Origin of the sequence: Undibacterium sp. KW1, from assembly GCF_009937955.1 — a bacterium.
Lineage (GTDB): Bacteria > Pseudomonadota > Gammaproteobacteria > Burkholderiales > Burkholderiaceae_D > Undibacterium.
Genome location: NZ_AP018439.1, coordinates 2,240,422 through 2,260,965 on the forward strand (window position 1 = coordinate 2,240,422; position 20,544 = coordinate 2,260,965).

General features: G+C 51.2%; 20 protein-coding genes and 1 pseudogene. 15 read left to right on the forward strand and 6 right to left on the reverse strand.

Annotated elements, in window-relative coordinates:
• Window positions 1-2: 2 nt before the first annotated feature.
• The 3 genes from UNDKW_RS10010 to motD are packed head-to-tail and all read left to right on the forward strand — an operon-like array spanning window position 3 to window position 2,338.
• Window positions 3-734 (forward strand): RNA polymerase sigma factor FliA, encoded by a 732-nt coding sequence (locus UNDKW_RS10010; protein ID WP_162058567.1) that lies wholly within the window; start codon window positions 3-5, stop codon window positions 732-734.
• Window positions 716-1,456, forward strand: a complete 741-nt coding sequence (locus UNDKW_RS10015; RefSeq protein ID WP_162058568.1) for a flagellar motor protein — start codon at window positions 716-718, stop codon at window positions 1,454-1,456. Before UNDKW_RS10010 ends, UNDKW_RS10015 begins: the two co-directional genes overlap by 19 nt.
• 30 nt (window positions 1,457-1,486) lie before the next feature.
• Entirely contained in the window at window positions 1,487-2,338 is an 852-nt protein-coding gene (gene motD, locus UNDKW_RS10020; protein WP_162058569.1) for a flagellar motor protein MotD, read from the forward strand.
• A 154-nt stretch (window positions 2,339-2,492) separates the two neighbouring features.
• Here the strand turns inward: motD and UNDKW_RS10025 are convergent, their stop codons facing one another.
• The 3 genes from UNDKW_RS10025 to flgA form a co-directional block, all read right to left on the reverse strand.
• Entirely contained in the window at window positions 2,493-2,984 is a 492-nt protein-coding gene (locus UNDKW_RS10025; RefSeq protein ID WP_255431537.1) for a flagella synthesis protein FlgN, read from the reverse strand.
• Window positions 2,985-2,987: 3 nt separating this feature from the next.
• Window positions 2,988-3,293 (reverse strand): flagellar biosynthesis anti-sigma factor FlgM, encoded by a 306-nt coding sequence (flgM, locus tag UNDKW_RS10030; protein ID WP_174247582.1) that lies wholly within the window; start codon window positions 3,291-3,293, stop codon window positions 2,988-2,990.
• A gap of 127 nt (window positions 3,294-3,420) precedes the next feature.
• Window positions 3,421-4,146, reverse strand: a complete 726-nt coding sequence (gene flgA, locus UNDKW_RS10035; protein ID WP_162058572.1) for a flagellar basal body P-ring formation chaperone FlgA — start codon at window positions 4,144-4,146, stop codon at window positions 3,421-3,423.
• Between the two features lie 185 nt (window positions 4,147-4,331).
• On the opposite strand from flgA, the gene flgB reads away from it, so the two are divergent.
• The 12 genes and pseudogenes from flgB (at window position 4,332) to UNDKW_RS10095 (ending at window position 16,190) form a co-directional block, all read left to right on the forward strand.
• The gene (flgB, locus tag UNDKW_RS10040; RefSeq protein ID WP_162040921.1) at window positions 4,332-4,736 is read left to right on the forward strand and encodes a flagellar basal body rod protein FlgB; all 405 of its coding nucleotides are present in this window, start codon (window positions 4,332-4,334) and stop codon (window positions 4,734-4,736) included.
• A gap of 15 nt (window positions 4,737-4,751) precedes the next feature.
• Window positions 4,752-5,156: a flagellar basal body rod protein FlgC gene (flgC, locus tag UNDKW_RS10045; protein ID WP_162040922.1), complete on the forward strand. Its 405-nt coding sequence runs from the start codon at window positions 4,752-4,754 to the stop codon at window positions 5,154-5,156.
• Between the two features lie 21 nt (window positions 5,157-5,177).
• Window positions 5,178-5,855, forward strand: a complete 678-nt coding sequence (locus tag UNDKW_RS10050; RefSeq protein ID WP_162058573.1) for a flagellar hook assembly protein FlgD — start codon at window positions 5,178-5,180, stop codon at window positions 5,853-5,855.
• 72 nt (window positions 5,856-5,927) lie between these two features.
• Window positions 5,928-7,262, forward strand: coding sequence for a flagellar hook protein FlgE (gene flgE / locus UNDKW_RS10055; protein ID WP_162058574.1), 1,335 nt, complete (start codon window positions 5,928-5,930; stop codon window positions 7,260-7,262).
• Between the two features lie 60 nt (window positions 7,263-7,322).
• Window positions 7,323-8,063, forward strand: a complete 741-nt coding sequence (gene flgF / locus UNDKW_RS10060; protein ID WP_162058575.1) for a flagellar basal-body rod protein FlgF — start codon at window positions 7,323-7,325, stop codon at window positions 8,061-8,063.
• Window positions 8,064-8,149: 86 nt separating this feature from the next.
• Entirely contained in the window at window positions 8,150-8,932 is a 783-nt protein-coding gene (flgG, locus tag UNDKW_RS10065; protein WP_162040926.1) for a flagellar basal-body rod protein FlgG, read from the forward strand.
• A 45-nt stretch (window positions 8,933-8,977) separates the two neighbouring features.
• Complete coding sequence (locus UNDKW_RS10070) at window positions 8,978-9,646, forward strand: flagellar basal body L-ring protein FlgH (protein ID WP_162058576.1); 669 nt, start codon at window positions 8,978-8,980, stop codon at window positions 9,644-9,646.
• 56 nt (window positions 9,647-9,702) lie between these two features.
• Window positions 9,703-10,806: a flagellar basal body P-ring protein FlgI gene (locus UNDKW_RS10075; protein WP_162061868.1), complete on the forward strand. Its 1,104-nt coding sequence runs from the start codon at window positions 9,703-9,705 to the stop codon at window positions 10,804-10,806.
• Window positions 10,807-10,815: 9 nt separating this feature from the next.
• A complete protein-coding gene (flgJ, locus tag UNDKW_RS10080; protein ID WP_162058577.1) occupies window positions 10,816-11,724 on the forward strand; it encodes a flagellar assembly peptidoglycan hydrolase FlgJ in 909 nt (302 codons plus the stop codon).
• Window positions 11,725-11,837: 113 nt separating this feature from the next.
• Window positions 11,838-14,090 carry a flagellar hook-associated protein FlgK gene (gene flgK, locus UNDKW_RS30390; protein ID WP_162058578.1) on the forward strand — a complete coding sequence of 751 codons (2,253 nt, stop codon included), beginning with the start codon at window positions 11,838-11,840 and terminating at the stop codon, window positions 14,088-14,090.
• A gap of 8 nt (window positions 14,091-14,098) precedes the next feature.
• Window positions 14,099-15,325 carry a flagellar hook-associated protein FlgL gene (gene flgL, locus UNDKW_RS10090; RefSeq protein ID WP_162058579.1) on the forward strand — a complete coding sequence of 409 codons (1,227 nt, stop codon included), beginning with the start codon at window positions 14,099-14,101 and terminating at the stop codon, window positions 15,323-15,325.
• A 73-nt stretch (window positions 15,326-15,398) separates the two neighbouring features.
• Window positions 15,399-16,190 (forward strand): annotated as a pseudogene (locus UNDKW_RS10095) (IS5 family transposase).
• Window positions 16,191-16,411: 221 nt separating this feature from the next.
• Here UNDKW_RS10095 and UNDKW_RS10100 read toward each other — a convergent pair.
• From UNDKW_RS10100 to UNDKW_RS10110, 3 genes are all read right to left on the reverse strand, one after another.
• Window positions 16,412-16,681 carry a hypothetical protein gene (locus UNDKW_RS10100; RefSeq protein WP_162040930.1) on the reverse strand — a complete coding sequence of 90 codons (270 nt, stop codon included), beginning with the start codon at window positions 16,679-16,681 and terminating at the stop codon, window positions 16,412-16,414.
• 119 nt (window positions 16,682-16,800) lie between these two features.
• Complete coding sequence (locus UNDKW_RS10105; RefSeq protein ID WP_232063327.1) at window positions 16,801-19,071, reverse strand: OPT family oligopeptide transporter; 2,271 nt, start codon at window positions 19,069-19,071, stop codon at window positions 16,801-16,803.
• Between the two features lie 158 nt (window positions 19,072-19,229).
• Window positions 19,230-20,474: an MFS transporter gene (locus UNDKW_RS10110; RefSeq protein WP_232063328.1), complete on the reverse strand. Its 1,245-nt coding sequence runs from the start codon at window positions 20,472-20,474 to the stop codon at window positions 19,230-19,232.
• Window positions 20,475-20,544: the final 70 nt, after the last annotated feature.

Genomic DNA, 20,544 nt, shown 5'->3' on the forward strand with positions numbered 1-20,544 from the left:
AAATGTACACCGCGAGCGGAAAATCAGATAAAAACTTCCTTTTGAGGGAGCATGCGCCTCTGGTCAAGCGTCTGGCTTACCAGTTGAAGGCGCGCCTGCCTCCCAGTGTGGAGGTGGATGATCTCGTGCAGGCCGGTATGATAGGCCTGCTGGATGCCGTTAACCGCTACGAAGATACCCATGGCGCCCAGTTTGAAACCTATGCGGTACAACGCATACGCGGTGCCATGCTGGATGAATTGCGTAGTAGCGACTGGCTGCCGCGTGGCGTGCGCCAGAACATGCGCAAGATAGAAAATGCCATGAATGTGCTACAGCAAAAGCTGGGCAGGCCACCGCTGGAAACCGAGGTGGCGAAGTCGCTCAAGCTCAGCCTGGAAGAGTACCAGAACCTGCTGACAGACAGTGGCGGGCACCAATTGGTGTACTACGAAGACTTTCATGATGCGGATACCAAGGAACATTTCCTTGATCATTATTGTTCCGATGCGTCAGGTGATCCCTTGCAGGATTTGCTCAATGACGACTTCCGTGACGCCGTCATCGGTGCCATAGACAGCCTGCCGGAGCGGGAGAAATTGCTGATGGGCCTGTACTACGAGCAGGAATTGAATCTCAAGGAAATCGGGGCCGTGATGGGTGTATCAGAGTCGCGGGTTTCTCAATTACACAGTCAGGCAGTTGCCAGGCTCAGGGCATACTTAAGGGAGAAAGCGTGGACTGGGCTAGCATAGTAGGTTTGATACTGGTGGTACTTGGCATCGTCAGCGGCCAACTGATCGAGGGCGGGCGCCTGTCTTCGCTGGTGCAACCAGCTGCTTTTGTGATTGTGGTCATTGGTACCCTCGGTGCGGTACTCTTGCAAAGCAGGATGAACACCTTCGTGCGTGGTGTGCGCATGTTGCGCTGGGTAGTGTCTGAACCACCTGACAGCAGCAAGAAAAATATTGCCGATGCACTGATCTGGAGTGTGGTGGCAAGGCGTGAAGGCTTCCTGAGCCTGGAACGTTACATGAATGCTTCTACCGACCCCTTCATAGGCAAAGGCTTGCGCCTGGTGATCGATGGCATAGACCCGATACGCTTGAAAGACATACTGGATGTCGATATTTCACTGTATGAAATGGAGCAGCGTCAGGCCGCTAAAATCTGGGAGTCTGCGGGCGGGTATTCCCCGACCATAGGTATTCTTGGGGCAGTGCTGGGGCTTATCCATGTCATGGAAAATCTCAGTGACCCATCCAAGCTTGGTGGTGGTATTGCTGTTGCCTTTGTGGCCACTATCTACGGTGTGGGCCTGGCTAACCTGTTATTTTTGCCCGTCAGTAATAAACTCAAGGAAATCATAGGCCGCGAAGTGACGCGCCGTGAAATGTTGTCCGATATTTTTTATAGTATTGCTCTGGGCGACAGCCCGCGCGTGGTGGAAGAAAGACTGACCAATCACCGCAATTAAGCGATGCAGTGACATTGAAAAAATACACTTATGGCAAGAAAAAAATACCACGAAGAACCAGACAACCATGAGAGATGGCTGGTTTCTTACGCGGATTTTATTACCTTGCTGTTTGCGTTTTTTGTTGTCATGTATGCCATCTCCTCCCTGAACGAGGGCAAATACCGGGTCTTGTCCAACTCACTGACCGGTGCCTTTGGCAAAGTCATGACGGTGAATCCCAAGCCTGTCGATGCGCAACTTGAACAAAAAATCAAGCTCGACCCCTTGCCTCTGGTCAAAAACCGTATCAATGAAGGTTTGCGCAAAGAAAAAGCGCAAATGACGACCATGGCCAAAGATATCATGACCGTGCTGGAGCCTCTGGTGCGCGAAGGCAAGGTCAGGGTTACCCAGACCAGCCGCGGTATTACCATAGAAATCAATGCCAGCCTCTTGTTTGCTCCTGGTGATGCGCGCCTGAATGTCGATTCCATACAGGCACTGAGGGCGATTGCCGGTGTCCTCAAGCTTGATACCCATGCCATACAGGTAGAGGGACATACTGACAATCTGCCTATCAGTAACCCCATTTTTCCCTCCAATTGGGAATTATCGGCCGTACGTGCCAGCACGGTCGCCCGTTTGCTCACGGAAAATGGTGTCGATGAAAACCGCGTGACTGCAGTAGGGCAGGGCGCAAAGCTGCCTGTCAGTGACAATGACACGCCAGAAGCGCGGGCCAGGAACAGGCGTGTATCCGTCACCATACTGGCAGTATTGCCTGAGCCTGTGATAGAGGTGCCCTTGAGCCCAGCATCTGGGGCGGCGGCAACATCATTGCCCTCACCAGCAACGCGGCCAGCGGCGGCATCTTTGTCTGGCGCGGCACCGGGGCCTTGAAAACCTGAAAATCCTGAAGATTAAGGAGTTTTTCCAGTTGCTGGCGGGATAGTCGGCGCAGTACGGTCATGCTAGCGAAGTCGTGTTCAGAGTTAGTCGCCAGCGAAAATCACCAGCGCTTCATCAATGCGCAAGCAGGATCGCACAAGCACCGTCAGGTGGCGATATAGCCCTTGCCTGGCGTAGTTTTGACGGTTGATTGACCGTTGGGGCCATACATGGAGCCGGCCTGATTGTTGTTTTTTTGCAATAGATGCAAGGTTGCCTGGTTCAGCGATAGTCTGCGGTTGATCAGCAAACCATTGGTGCGGTTGTCTTCTTTGGCTTGCACAGTCAGTTGCAATAAAGCATCCCAGTCCTGTGCACTGGTTTGGGCGACGCCGGCTTGCTGCAAATAAGCCTGCATGCCGTCTATATCAGCATTAAATCCAAGTTCATTCAAAAAGCTGTTACGCTTTTTTTCCAGTTCTGTCATTTTGACCACAAGCTGTCCCTTGCTCTGGGTAAAGTCATTGAGCTGGACTATATCGCTTTCTACCAATGCCGCTTGCTCTTGCTTGAGCAAGTCAGTGAGCGAAGACATGATGCTCACCTCTTCTTGCAGGCATTGTTGAATAGCGCTATGTCTGGAACCTGTTGCGTTCATTTTTTAACGTTTTCTGGCGTTGAGCAAATCTTTAACTGTTTCCAGAAGCCCATCAGCGACTTTTTCCGAATTGACCTGGAAGCGTCCTTCGGAAATGGCCAGCTTGATAGCTTCCACCTTCTTCGTCTCAAACACAGCATTGCTCGCCTGCGTACTTTGCAAGGCTTGCAACTGTGAAGACAGGGTCGAAATTTGTACTTTCGTCGAATTCGCCACGGGTACCGCGGTTTCTGCGGGTTTTTCCGTGCGAGCCTGTTGCGGGCTGACTGGCAGTCCCGCTGTCTTATTTAGTGCGTCATCAATTTTCACAGCGATACCCTCTAGTGTGGGACTTACAAACATCTACATCCAGTTTATCGGCTGTGTAATTTTAAACTTTAACCTTACTGTAAAAAAATATTGCATGTGCTTAATTCCAGCTACAAATATCTTGCCATCAGTAAACTATTTCTATAATGCCACCATTCTTCGCAACGCCACTGATGGTTTGCCCTGAACTGGTCTTGGCCTTGGCAATTTGTCCATCTGCCGCATTATTAAGGGCGATGGCATCTGTTGTCACCTGGAAACCTGGGCCGTTGCTGATGACCCGCACTGATTGCCCTTGTTGCACGACTGCAGGGCTTTTCAGGGCATCAAGACGCATGACACCACCAGAAGCCATGGAGACCTGCATGGTTTTGCCTATCGCCTGTTCAGGCGCGGTGATGACGCCGGCGGGCAATTTCGCAATATCACCCCTTTGTTTGCTTAAATCGCTGAGTGAGATAACTTGTCCATGGGTAAGCGCATTGGCTGCCACGTAGTAATCTGCCGTCACCTGCACATTTGCTTGCAAATACACCAGCCAGGGGGCAGGGGCAGTGCAGCGTATTGCCAGAGTGACCTTGCCCCAGGGTTTGCTGCCAGGCAATAAATAAGGATTGGGGTTGTCGCAGGCCTGGAGATTGAGGCGTTTATCGACTTCGCCTACTGTTACCTGTACGTCATTGCTGAGACCTGATGCCTGTAGTGTCAAAAAGTCCAGGGCGATCTGGCGCAACTGTGCAGCATCCTGGACCTGGCTTATCGGAGCGGCCTGGCTCAGGCATGCCAGGCTCATCAAGGACAGGGCCAAAACTTGCTTGCGGTTGGGTTTGCTGAATATCTTTGCGGCTTTCATCATGTTTCCTGCCGGGGTTGCGCTGAACTCCATTTTAGGATTTGCGGGTTTTTTTGAATGCCTGAATAAACGGGTTTTTCCCTTTCTGCTTGCCTGATCAAATTTGTGCTCTGACGAATAAGATGCAAGGTATAGAAAACCCTTGTGTGCCTCAAGCGTACTGTGCGATGGCGAAGGAGAGAAAGATGGTTGGCAGGTTAGATGACTTTTTGAAATTCCATGAGGCTGCACTATCAGTGCGTGGTCAGCGTCAGCAGTTGCTCGCATCCAATATTGCCAATGCTGATACGCCCAATTACAAGGCGAAGGACATCGATTTTTCCAGTGCACTCAGTCATGCCCTGGGACAAAACCTGAACCAGTCGCCAACGGCGCTGGCCAAGACTGCCGCACAGCATATCGATACACCGGGTAGCGTGGCAGGCATGGCACCACAATACCGGCCCACGGTACAGGGTAGTGTTGATGGCAATACGGTTGATATGGATGTGGAACGCAATCAGTTTACCGACAATGCACTGCGTTATGAGGCTAGCCTGACCATCATCAATATGCAGATCAAGAATATGTTGGCAGCGATACAGGGATAAACAAGGATAACCATCATGTCACTCTTTAATGTCTTCAATGTTGCCGGATCGGCCATGAGCGCGCAGTCGCAGCGCCTGAATGTGGTGACCAGTAACCTGGCCAATGCCGACAGTGTCACCAGCTCGGACGGTACGCCTTACAAGGCCAAGCAGGTGGTATTCAGTGCGGTGCCGGTAGCGGGTACGGCTTCTACCGCCGTCAAGGTAAATGAGGTTGTAGAAGATACTAATCCGCCTAAACTGATGTATGACCCAAAACACCCGATGGCAGATGAAAAAGGTTATGTCGCCATGCCTAATGTGAATGTGGTGGAAGAAATGGTGAATATGATTTCAGCATCACGTTCATATCAAAACAATGTAGAAGTCATGAATGCAGCAAAAACCATGCTGCTGAAAACCTTGACTTTAGGGCAATAAGATTTTTGTAAGGAATAAATCATGGCTACCACCAGCGGCGTACAAAGCAGCACCGTCGATCCAGCTTTGCTGACAACGATGAACGGGGCAAAGGCATCAACCAATTCGACTGAAGATGCAAAAAACACTTTCATGACTCTGCTGGTAACCCAGCTCAAGAATCAGGACCCGTTGAACCCCATGGACAATGCCCAGGTGACCAGCCAGCTTGCGCAATTATCAACGGTCTCGGGTATCGATAAACTCAATGCGTCGGTGACTGCGCTGAGTGCCAGTTTCCAGAATGGCCAAAACCTGCAGGCGGCCAATATGATAGGTCATGGCGTGATCGCGCCAGGCAATACCATGGTCGTGACCGATGGCAAGGGGATTTATGGCCTTGAGTTGCCACAGGCAGCCAGCAATGTTGATGTCGTGATACGCGACAGCTCCAATGTCGTGGTAAGGAAAATGACCCTCGGTGCCTTGCCGCAAGGCGTGAATACCCTGACCTGGGATGGCAAGACCGATGCAGGTGCGACAGCGGCTAACGGTGCCTATAAATTCGAGTTTGTTGCCAATGCGGCAGATAAAAAACTGGATGTAACCAGCCTCGCATTTGGCGTGGTTTCCAGCATCACCTCGGGCTCCCAGGGCTTGAAGCTCAGCCTACCCAATATTGGTGATGTCAGTATGAATGATGTAAGACAAATTTATTGATCCTTGGAGTAATCCTGTATCAAATCCTGCGGTAAAAAGTGAACGAACTAGCCTAAGTAAGGGAGAAATATCATGGGTTTTCAACAAGGACTGAGTGGACTGAATGCCGCTTCCAAATCCCTGGATGTGATTGGTAATAATATTGCCAATGCCAGCACCGTCGGTTTCAAGCAAGGACAAACGCAATTTGCCGACGTCTATGCCAATTCACTTAATGGCTCTTCTGGGGGGACTGTGGGTATTGGTACTAAAGTGTCTGGCGTGGTGCAGCAATTCACGCAGGGCAATATCTCAACGACAAATAACCCGCTTGATATCGCCATCAATGGTGGCGGCTTTTTCCGCATGTCCACCAATGGTGCGATTACCTATACACGTAATGGCCAGTTCCAGCTTGATAAGCTCGGTAACATTGTCAACGCGCAAGGAGCGCAATTGACAGGTTATGTAGCGAATTCTGCAGGTGTATTATCGACTGGCGCCGCTGCGCCTATCAATATCAATACGGCAGACATTCCGCCAGCGCAGACGACGACCATCAATGCAGTCATGAACCTCGATTCGCGCAAATTGGTTCCCGGTACACAATTGCCAGCGACCATACCGCCAGTGATTACCCCTATCGCATTCAGTGCGACTGATCCGACTACTTATAATAGCTCGACTTCGGTCGCTGTATTTGACAGTCTGGGTAATTCGCATGTGGTCCAGTCATTTTTTGTCAAACGTGATAACACAGCCCCTGCGCCGACCCCACCCGTAACAATTGAGTGGGATGTCTTTGCTACAGTCGATGGTGTTTTGATTAATGGTGCTGGCGCTACCACCAACTCCATCACCCGGCTTGGTTTTGATAATTTGGGTAAGCTAAGTGCGGTTACCCCACCATTCTCTGCCACAGATCCACGTGCAACCACCTTGACCGTGCCTGTCAGTACCGGTGCTGTTACACCTATCAATACTACTTTAAATATCAAATACGATTTCACTGGTACTACGCAATTCGGCTCTGATTTCAGCGTCAGTAAAAACACCCAGGACGGTTATGCATCCGGCAAACTGGCGAAGTTCAATACAGCCAAGGACGGTACTATCGTCGGTAGTTATACCAATGGTAAAACTTCAGTTCTGGCGCAAGTGGTATTGGCGAATTTTACCAATCCTAACGGTCTGCAATCGACGGGCGACAACCAGTGGATAGAAACAGCGGCTTCTGGTAATTCTCTGGTTGGTCCGCCAAATTCGGGCAGTCTGGGTACGCTGACTTCATCAGCGACAGAAGATTCAAATACTGACCTGACGGGTGAGCTGGTGAATATGATTACTGCACAGCGCGTCTATCAGGCAAATGCGCAAACCATCAAAACGCAGGATCAGGTTTTGCAGACACTGGTCAACCTGCGTTAATGGTGATTTTTATTTGAATTGACATGCGTCTTTTAAATCTCAGGCAAACAGGAGCAGCTCATGGATAGACTGGTATATACCGCGATGACCGGTGCCAAGCATATCCTTGAGCAGCAGGCTACCGTCTCGCATAATCTGGCCAATGTCTCGACCACGGGTTTCCGGGCGCAGCTTGATTCATTCCGTGCCGTGCCTGTCAAAAGCAATGGTCTCGCTACCCGCGCTTTTGTCGTTGATGCTACAGTCGGCACGGACTTTTCTACCGGCGCCATGCAAAACACAGGGCGTGAACTGGATGTGGCAGTCGAAGGCAAGGGCTGGCTGGTGGTGGAGAAGGCGGATGGCACTGAGGCCTTTACCAGGCATGGTAGTTTGAAGGTCAATGAAAACGGTATTTTGCAAACCCAAAGTGGGTTGAATGTCGTCGGTGATGGCGGTCCCATCACCATCCCGCCGGAAGTATCGATTGCGATTGCCAAGGACGGTACGGTATCGACCATACCGACTGGCACCAAGCCAAATGCGGTGCAAGTCATAGGTCGCCTGAAACTGGTCAATCCGCCGGAAGAAAACCTGGTGCGCGGCGATGATGGTTTGTTCAAAACCAAGGACGGTAATGCGGTTGATGCCGATCCCCTGGTAGGTGTGGCAGGCGGCATGCTGGAAAACAGTAATGTGAATGTCGTCGAATCCATGGTCAACATGATTAATCTGGCGCGCAGCTTTGAAATGCAAATGAAGCTTTTGCAGAATGCCGAGAATAACGCCACTAAAGCCAGTCAGATCCTGACTTTGAGTTGAGTGCTGATGTAGCACAATAGCCTTGTAGAAGTCTTTGCCGCGAAGATAAAGCGACGCAAAGTAAACCAGGGCAAAAGGGGAAAGCAATGATACGTTCACTATGGATAGCCAAGACTGGCCTGGATGCGCAGCAAACGCAGATGGATGTCGTATCCAATAACCTGGCCAACGTCAGCACCAATGGCTTTAAACGTTCACGTGCCGTGTTCGAGGATTTGCTGTACCAAAATATTCGCCAGCCCGGCGCGCAAAGCTCGCAGCAGACGCAATTGCCGTCCGGCCTGCAACTCGGTACTGGTGTGCGCCCGGTTGCAACAGAAAAGATTTTCACGCAAGGCAATTTGCAACAGACCGGTAATAGCAAGGACGTGGCAATTCAGGGGCAGGGATTCTTCCAGGTTCTGCTGCCTGATGGTTCTACTGCCTATACCCGTGACGGTTCCTTCCAGACAGATAATCAGGGGCAGTTGGTGACCTCCAGCGGTTTTGTGATTCAGCCAGCGATTACTATTCCTGCCAACGCACAATCGATTACGGTGGGGCGCGATGGTACGGTTTCTGTCACCCAGCCAGGTTCGGTAGCGCCTGTGCAGGTCGGTTCACTGCAATTGGCTACATTCATCAACCCGGCTGGTTTGATGGCGATGGGTGAAAATCTGTACGTAGAAACGGCGGCCTCTGGCAATCCGGGTACGAATACACCCGGCACCAATGGCGCTGGCTTGCTGATGCAAAGCTTTGTAGAAACATCGAACGTGAACGTGGCAGAAGAGTTGGTCAATATGATACAGACCCAGCGCGCTTATGAAATCAACAGCAAGGCGATCACTACTTCAGACCAGATGTTGCAACGACTGTCGCAACTGTAATGAATTAACTGGCACCCATGCGGATGTATCCTGGTGGGTGAACACATGATGACCTATACAAAATTATCCCTGCTCTTGCCATTGCTGGCACTCACGGCTTGCGCCATGACGCCACCACCTATCGTGCACCAGCCCACATCCATTCCGGCGCAATCAGCCAGGCCACAAAAGCAGGCGAATGGTGCAATTTTCCAGCAAGCCACTTATCGCCCTTTGTATGAAGATGCGCGGGCCCGTCTGGTAGGCGACACCCTGACCATATCCATCGTTGAGAAAACATCTGCGGGCAAAGCTGCTGCTGCGTCCAACAGCAAGTCTGGCGCAGCTTCTTTCGCTGCACCTACGGTATTTGGTGTGCCGGCAACGACCACGGCACAGGCCAGTCTGGCGACTTCTTCATCGACCAAATATGATGAAAAGGGCGCACAGACGGCCAGTAATAATTTTACCGGCACGATTGCCGTCACTGTCATCGATGTGCTGCCTAACGGGAATTTGCTGGTCAGCGGTGAGAAACAACTGGCCTTTGATAAAGGGGCAGAGTTCGTGCGTTTTTCTGGTGTGATCAACCCCACCACGATAGCCGCAGGCAATGTCGTCGCTTCTACACAGGTTGCAGATGCGCGATTTGAATATCGCTCCACATCGAAGATTGATATGACAGAAATGAGTTCGATGTTTTCGCGGTTTTTCCTTAGCTTCCTTCCTTTATAGCGAATTTTTTAGCAAACTCTCAGGGTAGTTTTATGAACGCACTTTCCACCTCCAGAATGATCAGGGCAGCCATACTTGCCATGGCAGTCATGACTGCCATGATCGCGCCGGAAAGTCGGGCAGAGCGTATCAAGGACCTGGCAGGCATACAGGGCGTGCGGCAAAATCAGTTGCTTGGCTATGGCCTGGTGGTTGGTCTCGATGGCAGTGGTGACCAGACTACGCAAACCCCGTTCACAGTGCAGAGTATCATCAGCATGATGCAGCAACTGGGCGTCGCCATCCCAGTGGGAACCAGCCTGCAATTAAAGAATGTGGCCGCAGTCATGGTGACTACCTCCTTGCCAGCTTTTGCCCAGCCCGGGCAGACCCTGGATATCACGGTGTCGTCCATGGGTAACGCAAAAAGTCTGCGCGGTGGCACACTGCTGATGACTCCTTTAAAAGGTGCGGATAACCAGATTTATGCGATGGCACAGGGCAATGTGCTGGTCGGTGGTGTGGGTGCTTCGGCAAACGGCAGTAAGGCGCAAGTCAATCATCTAAGTGTCGGTAAAATTTCTGGTGGTGCGACGGTGGAGAGGGCGGTACCCAATTCAGTTTCCCAGGGACCTACCATACAACTGGAGTTGAACAGCTCGGATTTTTCCACTGCCAGCCGGGTGGTGGATGCGATCAACCGCCGCTTTGGCCCGGACACGGCAGCAGCCATGGATGGTCGTGTGATACAGGTGAAAGCACCAGTCTCTGCCGATCAACGCGTGAGTTTTCTCGGCAATCTGGAAAATATCGATGTGACGCCAGCGCAAATGGCAGCGAAGGTTATCTTGAATGCCAGGACTGGCTCTATCGTCATGAACCAGGCCGTGACGCTGGAAACCTGTGCTGTCGCCCATGGGAATCTGTCTGTCGTCATCAATACTGACAATACGGTCAGCCAGCCAAATGCACTGGCAGCCGGACAAACAGCACCTACGGCTAATTCAACCGTCACGATCTCGAAAGATGCGGGTCAATTGATGATGCTAAAGGCTGGGGTATCTCTGGCTGAGGTGGTCAAGGCCCTCAATGCCATCGGTGCGACACCGCAAGATCTGCTGGCCATATTGCAGGCCATCAAGGCATCCGGTGCCTTGCGTGCGGACCTGGAAATTATCTAAGGAATCGTGATGATAGGGCGCACCGATTTCAGCGATAAAACAGCCTTTGACACCAGGGGGCTGGATGAACTCAAACAGTCGGCCAGGAATAATTCGCCCGAGGCAATCAAGGGCGCAGCACAGCAGTTTGAGGCACTGTTCTTGAACGTCATGCTGAAATCCATGCGTCAGGCAGGTGGGCAGGACGGTTTGTTTGAAAGTGAGCAAAGCCGTATGTATACCTCCATGCTGGATCAACAATTGTCGCAGACCATGGCCAAAAAGGGTGTGGGCCTGGGAGATGTGCTGGTCAGGCAGTTATCAAATAATGCCATGAACCTGGCGCTGGAAGCAGACCCTGCCACCGGTTCCGGCAATCTGGCCAACCCCGCCAGCATGCGCGGTATCAACACTTACCTGGACAATCTCAAATTCGAGCAAATGCCCGCGAATGCGCCAAAAACCGCGTTTACTGGACCAAATCACGTGCGCGAGTTCCAGGAAAAACTGTCTGCCCATGCTGAGCAGGCCAGCCAGGAAACCGGTATTCCTGCCAAATTCATGCTGGGCCAGGCTGCTTTGGAAAGTGGTTGGGGACGCCGTGAAATCAAGACCGTGGATGGTTCCACCAGCCATAATATCTTTGGCATGAAGGCGACCAAGGGCTGGAAAGGCAAGACAGTTGATGCAGTTACAACAGAATATGTGAATGGCGTAGCCCAGCGCAAGGTAGAAAAGTTCAAGGCTTACGATACTTATGCCGATGCATTCAAAGACTATGCTAAATTGATCACCAAGAATCCGCGTTATGAAAACGTGATGGCTAATGCCAAAGATGCAACAAGCTTTGCCCAGGGTCTGCAAAAAGCCGGTTATGCGACTGACCCCGAGTATGCCAACAAGCTGACAAAGATCATCAAAAACTCCCTTTCTACGTAATTTCACCATAGGTCTCCAGTGAAAGTGCAATCAGATTAAAGTTTTACCGAAACGCACCGAAAACATGATTGATGGTACTGGGTGGCTAACTTAGCAAAAGAGCAGGTTCAATTATGGGTTCAAATATATTTGGCATTGGGCAATCGGCACTGGCTGCGGCGCAGCTGGGCATTGCGACGACCGGTCATAATATTGCCAATGCATCAACTCCTGGCTATAACCGTCAAACTATCCTGCAAGCGGCGAATGAACCGCAGAATCTGGGCGGCTCATTTATCGGGCAAGGTGTGTCGGTTACGCAGATACAGCGCCAATACAATTCTTTCCTGGCTGGTCAGGTCAATGCTTCTCAATCAACAAAAAATCAGGCTGATGTGTATTACAGCCAGATCAGCCAGATCAATAACCTGGTGGCAGACCCTACTGCAGGTGTGACACCAGCTCTGCAAGATTTTTTCAAGGCTTTCCAGAATCTGGCTGCCAGCCCTAATGGCACGGCTGGCGCTGCTGCGCGCCAGGCCGCATTGTCGTCAGCACAAGCGCTGGCTGGCCGCATCAATGGTTTGGAAACGCGTCTCGACCAGATCACTGACGACGTCAATGGGCAAATTGGTACGACTGTCGGTGCCATCAATAGCTATGCTTCACAAATAGCCAGTTTGAATGACACCATAGAAAGAGCCAAGGGTATTTCAAATAGTGCCAGTGGGCCTAATGATTTATTGGACCAAAGGGATCAACTCATCACTGAATTGAGCAAGCTGACCAAGGTCAGCGTAGTGCCCCAGGGTGAAAAATATAATGTCTTTATTGGCAATGGTCAGCCACTGGTACTTGGCAGCAATGTTACGCAATTGCAGGTCAGCCAGTCATTGACGGATCCCAGCCGCACTGAAGTTTCTTACCTCGTCAATGGTTCTTCCGTGCTGTTACCTGAAAACAGTTTTGGCGGCGGCAAACTCGGTGGTTTATTCGATTTCCGCTCCAGCACCCTGGACGTGGCAAAAAATAGCTTGGGCAGGATAGCAATTGGCCTCGCCACGCAATTCAATGACCAGCAAAAGCTGGGGCTGGATTTGAACGGCCAGGTCGGTGGCGATTTCTTTACAATTTCTGGTCCTGTAACAACACCAAGTGCGCTCAATACTTCGACAGCGGGTATCAATGCAAGCATCACCGATACTTCTGCATTAACGACCAGTGACTATCGTCTGCAATTTATCGGCGGCAATTATAAAATTACCCGCTTGTCAGATGGGGCAACACAGTCTTCGGCAACTTTGCCTTTGAAGTTTGATGGTATTAATTTTCAGCTTGCACCGCCACCGGCAGCAGCGGCTCCGGCAGCGGGCGATGAGTTTCTGATCAGACCTACCATAGCGGGGGGCGCCAGTATTGCGGTAGCTATCCAGGACCCGGCCAAACTGGCTGCGGCGGCACCTTTGACGACATCTTTCCCGACGACCAATACTGGTAACGGCAAGATCAGTGTTGGTGTTGCCAATTCCCAGGCTGCCTCCAGCAGCAACTCTGCCACGGCCACGATAGGCTCGGCAACAACGGACGATTCTTTTCTTGGCACCAGCCTGGTCACACCAGTTAATCTAACGTATTCGGGCGGTAATATTACTGGCTTCCCTGCCGGTGCCACAGTATCTGTCAAAGTCGGTGCTGTTACGACGACATATCCGCCTCCAGCAACCGTGCCGTATACCAGCGGCGCTGCGGTCAGCTTTAGTGGTGTCAGTTTTTCGATCAAGGACGGCGCTGCTCCGCCTTCCAATGGTGATGTGTTTACCATATCCAAGGCGCTACCAGTAGCACCGAGCACGTTGACATTTAATTCCGCTGGCAATACCCTCACTGGCTTCCCGGCGACTGCGAATGTCACGGTGACCAATGCCGGTGTTGCTACAACTTACCCGGCCGGCACGGCGGTGCCCTATACGTCTGGTTCCACGATCAGTTATAACGGCATCAGTTTCTCGATATCGGGTAATCCTGCCAACGGTGATGTGTTCAATGTCGCGCCGAATACCAATGGTTCTGGTGATAACCGTAATGCGGTATTGCTGAGTAATCTGCAAACGCAAAACACCATTGGCGGTGGCACGACCACCTTCCAGGGGGGGTATGCCCAGTTCGTCAGCCTTGTGGGTAACAAGGCGCATGAGTTGCAAATTACCAGTGCTTCAGAAACAAAATTGCTGGCGCAAAATATCACTGCCCAGCAAACTGAATCAGGTGTGAACCTTGATGAAGAAGCTGCCAACTTATTGCGCTATCAACAGGCATATCAGGCGGCAGGCAAGTTGATGCAAATTGCAAGTACATTGTTTGACTCCTTATTGGCGTTGGGCAGATAGAGGTTATTATGCGTATCAGTACCAGCACTATTTATCAAACTGGCGGTTCCAATATTAGCGATCTGCAGTACGGTTTGAACAAGACCCAACAGCAAATCGCTGCTGGCCGTCGTGTGTTGACACCGGAAGATGATCCGATTGCCTCTGCACGTGCGCTGGTTATTTCCCAGTCAGATTCTCTAAATACCCAGTTTGCGACGAATAGGCAAGCTGCCAAGAATAATCTCAGCATTGCTGAGAGTACGCTCAGCAACGTCACTGATACCTTGCACAATATCAAGGCGCTGATTGTGCAGGCAGGCAATGGTTCTTACAACGATACCGATCGTGGATTTATCGCTCAGCAATTGCAAGGCAATCTTGATCAATTATTTGGTCAGGCAAATGCCACTGATGGCACGGGTAATTACTTGTTTTCAGGTTTCAATACCACTACTGCGCCTTATACCAAGACAGCGGGTAGCGCTGTTTATAATGGGGATCAGGGGCAGCGCTTTATCCAGGCAGACACATCAAGGCAAATACCGCTCAGTAGCCCTGGCATTGATATTTTCCAGAATATCCGTACCTCGACTGGCCAGTTCAATGTGCAGTCTAATCCGTCCAATGTAGGCACTGCAGTCGCTGCGGCGACGATCAACACCCCTACCTCAGCGAATCTGACGGGTAATAATTACGAAGTGGCTTTTGATAATCTGGGTACTTCATTTACTGTGACAAATAAAACCACAGGTAATGTGGTGGTTCCATTGACCCCGTATGTCAGTGGCGCAACGGTTACCTTTGATGGTATAGATTTGAATGTCACCAACGCGGGTGGCCCACCAGTTGCTGCGCCTGGCCCAAACGACAAGTTTTCAATACAACCAGGCAATCAAAATATCTTTGAAACTGTCACCGATATCATCAATGCCTTGAACACGCCTGCGGGTACGGCGGCAGCAAAAAAAGATTTGACTGCAGCGCTGACACAAGGCAATAACAATATCGACAAGTCTTTGAATAATGTATTGACCGTGCGTGCGCAACTGGGCACCAGCCTGAAAGAGATTGATGACCTTGATAGTGAGGGTGATGCCAAGGGCGTCGCTTTCAAACAGGATTTGTCTGCCTTGCTGGACCTGGATTATGCCAAGGCGATTACTGAACTCAATCAGCAACAAACTACCTTGCAGGCAGCGCAGCAATCATTTGTTAAGACATCTGGTTTGTCTCTGTTTGACTATATCCGCTAAGAACGTGCTTGCGATCTTAGAGGCTGTTCGAGATCTTATTGTAAACAAAAGGAATATTGCGTAAACTTAGGTGATGAGAAAAGCCTACCCAAGCGACATCAGTAGAGAACAGTTTGCGAAGATAGAAGATATTCTGCTGAGCGCACGCAAGAAAACCAAGCCGCGCCAAGTGGATTTATATGATGTTTTTTGCGCGGTATTGTACGTGTTAAAAAGTGGCTGCCAGTGGGACATGATACCGAGCGACTTTCCTCCTAAAAGTACGGTGTACACGTACTTTAAGCAATGGAAAGAGAAGCCGTTGGAAGTGAGTTAAGCCTGCTGGAGCAGGCTTTAAAAAAATCAGGTTGGCGCGGCCCGTACCAAACATGGTCGGAACGTACACAGCACCTTTTTGATTGTTGACGCCCAGAGTGTCAAAAACACGGATACGGCAAAACACAAAGGCTACGATGCAGGGAAGAAAATATCAGGAATCAAGCGCCATATTGCCGTTGACACAGAGGGGCTACCTCATGCCATTGCCGTGACAACAGCCGACATCACGGATAGAAAGGGAGCACTGGAAGCGTTTGAGCAGCACAAGCATTCCTTGGGCAAGGTTGCCAGCGTGCTCGTCGATGGTGGTTATACGGGACGCCCTTTTGCTGAGGGTGTCCATCAAATTCTGGGGGCGTCTGTACAAGTTGCCAAGCGCAATGAACTCCACACCTTTAGTGTCATGCCTCAGCGGTGGGTGGTGGAACGCTCTTTTGCCTGGCTTGAGAAATGCCATCGCCTTTGGAAAAACTGTGAGCGACAATTGAATACCAGCTTGCAATTCGTTAATTTGGCATTTCTCACTTTGCTCTTGCGGCGCGGGTGATCAAAAAAGATCTCGAACAGGTTCTTACTGCGCGAGCGTGATCGGGGCTCATGTGCTGCTCAAAATGCTCATGTACTTAAGTACATTCCGCTTTTTGCGCTGCTCTTCACCCCGCTGACGCTCGCTACAGATCGTAAACACGTTCTAACAAACTCTGATCTTTATGTATGAAGACAAAAAAGCAGCCTGGGCTGCTTTTTGTTTTCAGGTCATTCTGATGTTTAAATCTTTTCCATATCTTCTGCATCCAGTGCAATCACATGGGTTTGCAGGATGCCGCGTTCGTCATGCCATTCACGCACGACACAAGGTGCGCCTTCTTCATCAATCGCAATGACCTTGAAAAACTGACCTATCATCGATTCTATGAGGATGCGTTCATCTTCAGGGAAACTCTTGATAAATCTTTTGTCTAGATTGACTACGCGGACGATATCACCCAGAACGACGGGTTGGTTTTTGCAATCGACGGCGGCTTGAGGTGCAGACATGGTTATTTCCGGTAAATTATTTCGGATATTGTACTTGGTCTCGATCATTCTGCCGCAGGCAAAATAAAAAGGCTTGATTGTTTCAAGCAATCAAGCCTTTCAGATCTCAACTCTTGGCGTCAGGAAGTTTTCTTTTCCCGCGCAACCCAATACAGCGCAATGATGATCAACGCGTAGGGGATCATGGACAAGGCATTGGCATTGACACCGTCAAAGAAGGGATTGTTTGCTGTCGCCCAGTCACCAATTTTCTTGTCAAAATCGGTCAGGATACCTGCCGTGAAGGCAATGACGATACCAGCCAGCGCACCGCCGGCAATATAGCCAGATGATAGCAAGACACCAGAGCTGCGGTCGCCAGCTGCCTGTTTCTCTTCTTCACTGAGATGCTTGTTGTGTTCCAGCTTATTGTTACGACGATCTACTGCCCAGCGTATCATGCCGCCAACAAACAGTGGGGCCGAGGATGATAGTGGCAAATACACGCCCACCGCGAAGGCCAGCGATGGGATGCCTGCCATTTCAAGTACCAGCGCAATCATCACGCCAAACAAGACCAGGGTCCAGGGCAGTTGTCTGTCCAGGATACCCTTGATGATGTAAGACATCAGCACAGCTTTCGGCGCATCGTATTTCTTGACTTCAGTACCGTCAGGGCGTTTGTTGTAAGCACCATTGATACCGGGATCGACCAGATAGACTGCCTTGCCTGCATTATCAACGAAGTATTTACCGGCAGGGCCGCCGACATTGTCATTCTTGTGCCAGACCTTGTATGTGCCTTTATCTGTATCAGCTTGCGGGCCTTGCAGTTGTGCAGTGTCAGTCAGTTTCGATGCATCTGTCTGCAGAGCAGGGGCAACCTGTGCTGCCGGGACATACACAGTACCGGAGTCATTCAATTTCAACAGGATAGGGCCAAGGATCAGGGCAGAAGACAGGGCACCTGCCAGGATTGCATACTGTTGCAAACGCGGTGTGGAACCAACGATGTAACCGGTTTTCAAATCCTGTGAGGTGGTACCCGCGTTGCTGGAAGCGATACAGACGATCGCACCGACAGACAGGGCCGTCACATAGTATTGACCACCAGTCCAGCCCATGATCAGGAATATCAGGCAAGTGAACAGCAGGGTTGCTACTGTCATGCCAGAGATGGGGTTGGATGAAGAACCAATTTCGCCAGTCAAACGTGAAGAGACAGTCGCAAACAGGAAGCCGAACACCAGGATCAGCAAGGCACCCAGGAAATTCATGTGCAGCGGCGTCGCAAATGTAATGACAGCAATAATGGCCAGCGCACCGATGACGACCCACTTCATCGGGATATCCTGATCAGTACGCAATGGCGCAGTAGCTGCTGCAGCACCTTTGCCCAGGCCGGATAAACCAGCCGACAGGCTGCGCCAGATAGTGGGCATGGCACGCATCAGGCTGATCAGGCCGCCAGCAGCAACTGCACCAGCGCCGATGTACAGAATATAAGCGCCACGCACATCATGTGAACTCATTTCACTGATGAGCTTGGTTCCTGGGGCCAGAGGCACACTCAAGGCATCACCAAAGAACTTGATCATTGGTATTAGCAAGAGGTAAGACATGACACCACCGGCTGCCATCACGGCGGCAATGCGCGGGCCGATGATATAGCCTACACCCAGCAATTCAGGGGATACTTCTGCACCCAGCGAGCCACCTTTGAGTGGTGCACCGAATACAACTTCCGGCGTATCTTTCCAGCCTTTGAGAGCGACGTTGGCGATCTTGTACAAGAGGCCGATGCCAAAGCCGCCAAAGATAATCGCAGCACGTTTGCTGGCATCGTCTGCTGCATTTGGATTGTTCTTTTCACCGGCAGCTTCACGGGAAGAATCAGTCGCTGCTGCCTTCAAGACCTCGGCACAGGCCGTGCCTTCAGGGTATTTCAGCTCATCGTGCTTTTCCACGATCATGGTTCTGCGCATGGGGATCATGAGCAAAATACCCAGCAAGCCACCGAGGCAGCCAACCAGCATGACGCGGGAAATTTCCAGGTCAAAACCCAGGATCAGGATGGCTGGCATGGTCACGCCAAGGCCAAAGGCCAGGGATTCACCAGCCGAACCTGCGGTCTGGGTAATACTGTTTTCCAGGATGGTCGCATCTTTCGCGCCCAGTTTATTACCCAGGCGGAACAGAGTGATGGCGATCACCGCTACCGGGATCGAGGCGCTGACGGTCAAACCGACCTTGAGTACCAGATACAGGGACGATGCACCGAAAACCATGCCAAGTAATACACCCATGATCAGGGCTCTTGCGGTCATTTCGGGAAGGTGGGCTGAGGCCGGGATATACGGCTTGAACCCTGAGCCCGGCTTGGCAGCGGGCGTTGACATTTCTGTTGGCATTGGTCTACCTATTGTTGTCAAAAAGGCTGAATAAGAGGGTGCTCCATTTTCAGCGTGGCGAATAAACAATCCCCCTCTGTCACCTGAGGGGGATCGATGAAAAAACATAAATGTCCGCGCATTATCACGCTTTTTTCAGCCTGTTTGCAATGCCATCCTTAAACTTGTTGCATCTCCTCTTGTTTACTCAGGCGTGGCAAGGCTGTAATGCCGCGGATGATAGGGTTTTTTGCTGCAAGTATTGCCAGCAGCAGGGCTGCGCCACCGGCAAAACCCAGGGCATAACGTAAGCCCATATGCTCACCCAGCCAGCCACCGATCAAGGCGCCAGGGCCTGCCGGTATCAGTATCAGCCAGCGCATGGTGCTGGTCATGCGGCCCAGCATGGCTTCTGGCGTGACTGCCTGACGCAAGGCCAGGAAGTTGATAAAGATCAGTACGCCGCCTATGGAGAAACACATCAGCATGAAACCAAATGCAGCGATACCCCAGTTATTGGTCGGTGCCAAGGCCAGCAAACCCCAGCCCAGACCACAGACTGCCACGCCCAGCACCATGCACGGACCCGGCCCAATAGTGCGGCTGATGCGGCTGCCATATACGCTGGCGATAATGGTGCCCACACCCATACCCATATAGCTGAGACCAACTGCCTGTTCAGACAAACCCAATTCACGCGTGGCAAACAGGATTTGCACCACCAACGCCGCGTTATAGCAAAGCTGCCAGCCACCTACTGTCAAGGCCAGCGCGATCAGCAGAGGTTTATTGGCGACAAAAGACAGGCCTGCCTTCAAGTCACGCCAGAAGTGTGCATCTGCACGTGGCTCCCTGACTTCATTGACATGAATGCCTCGCAAGATCACAGCGGATGTCAGTAAAAGAATGGCATCAGCCAGCAAGGCTATCGGTGCACCCAGCAACTTGATCAATGCACCAGCCGTGGCGGGGCCTGCAACTTCTGCACCTGAGGTTGCCAGTGCATTCTTTGCATGTGCTTCCACCAGGCGGTCTCGTGGCACGATCTGTGTCAGCACGATTTGCGAAGCTGTGCCAGCAGTGGTATTTACTACACCAATCATGAAGCCGACTACATACAGCCAGGTCATGTTGAGATAACCCAGCCACCAGGCCACAGGCACACTGGCGACCGAAATGGATATCATTATTTCGCCAACTACATACACTGGCAGCTTGCGCACCCTGTCCAGCCATACACCTGAAGGCAGAGACAGCAAGACAAAGGGCAGGATCTCCATGAAGGTCAGCATGCCCATCTGGGTGGCACTGGCGTGCAGTAACAGGGCGGCAGTCAGCGGCAGGGCCAGCATGGTGACCTGGGCACCAAACGAGCTGATCAGTATCGAGGTCCAGAGACGCCGATAGACAAGATCGCGTAACAAGTCCCTTTCTGGGAGCGAAAACAGTCCTAAAATTTTATTTTTCATAATGAGCAATACAATAATTTGCCCG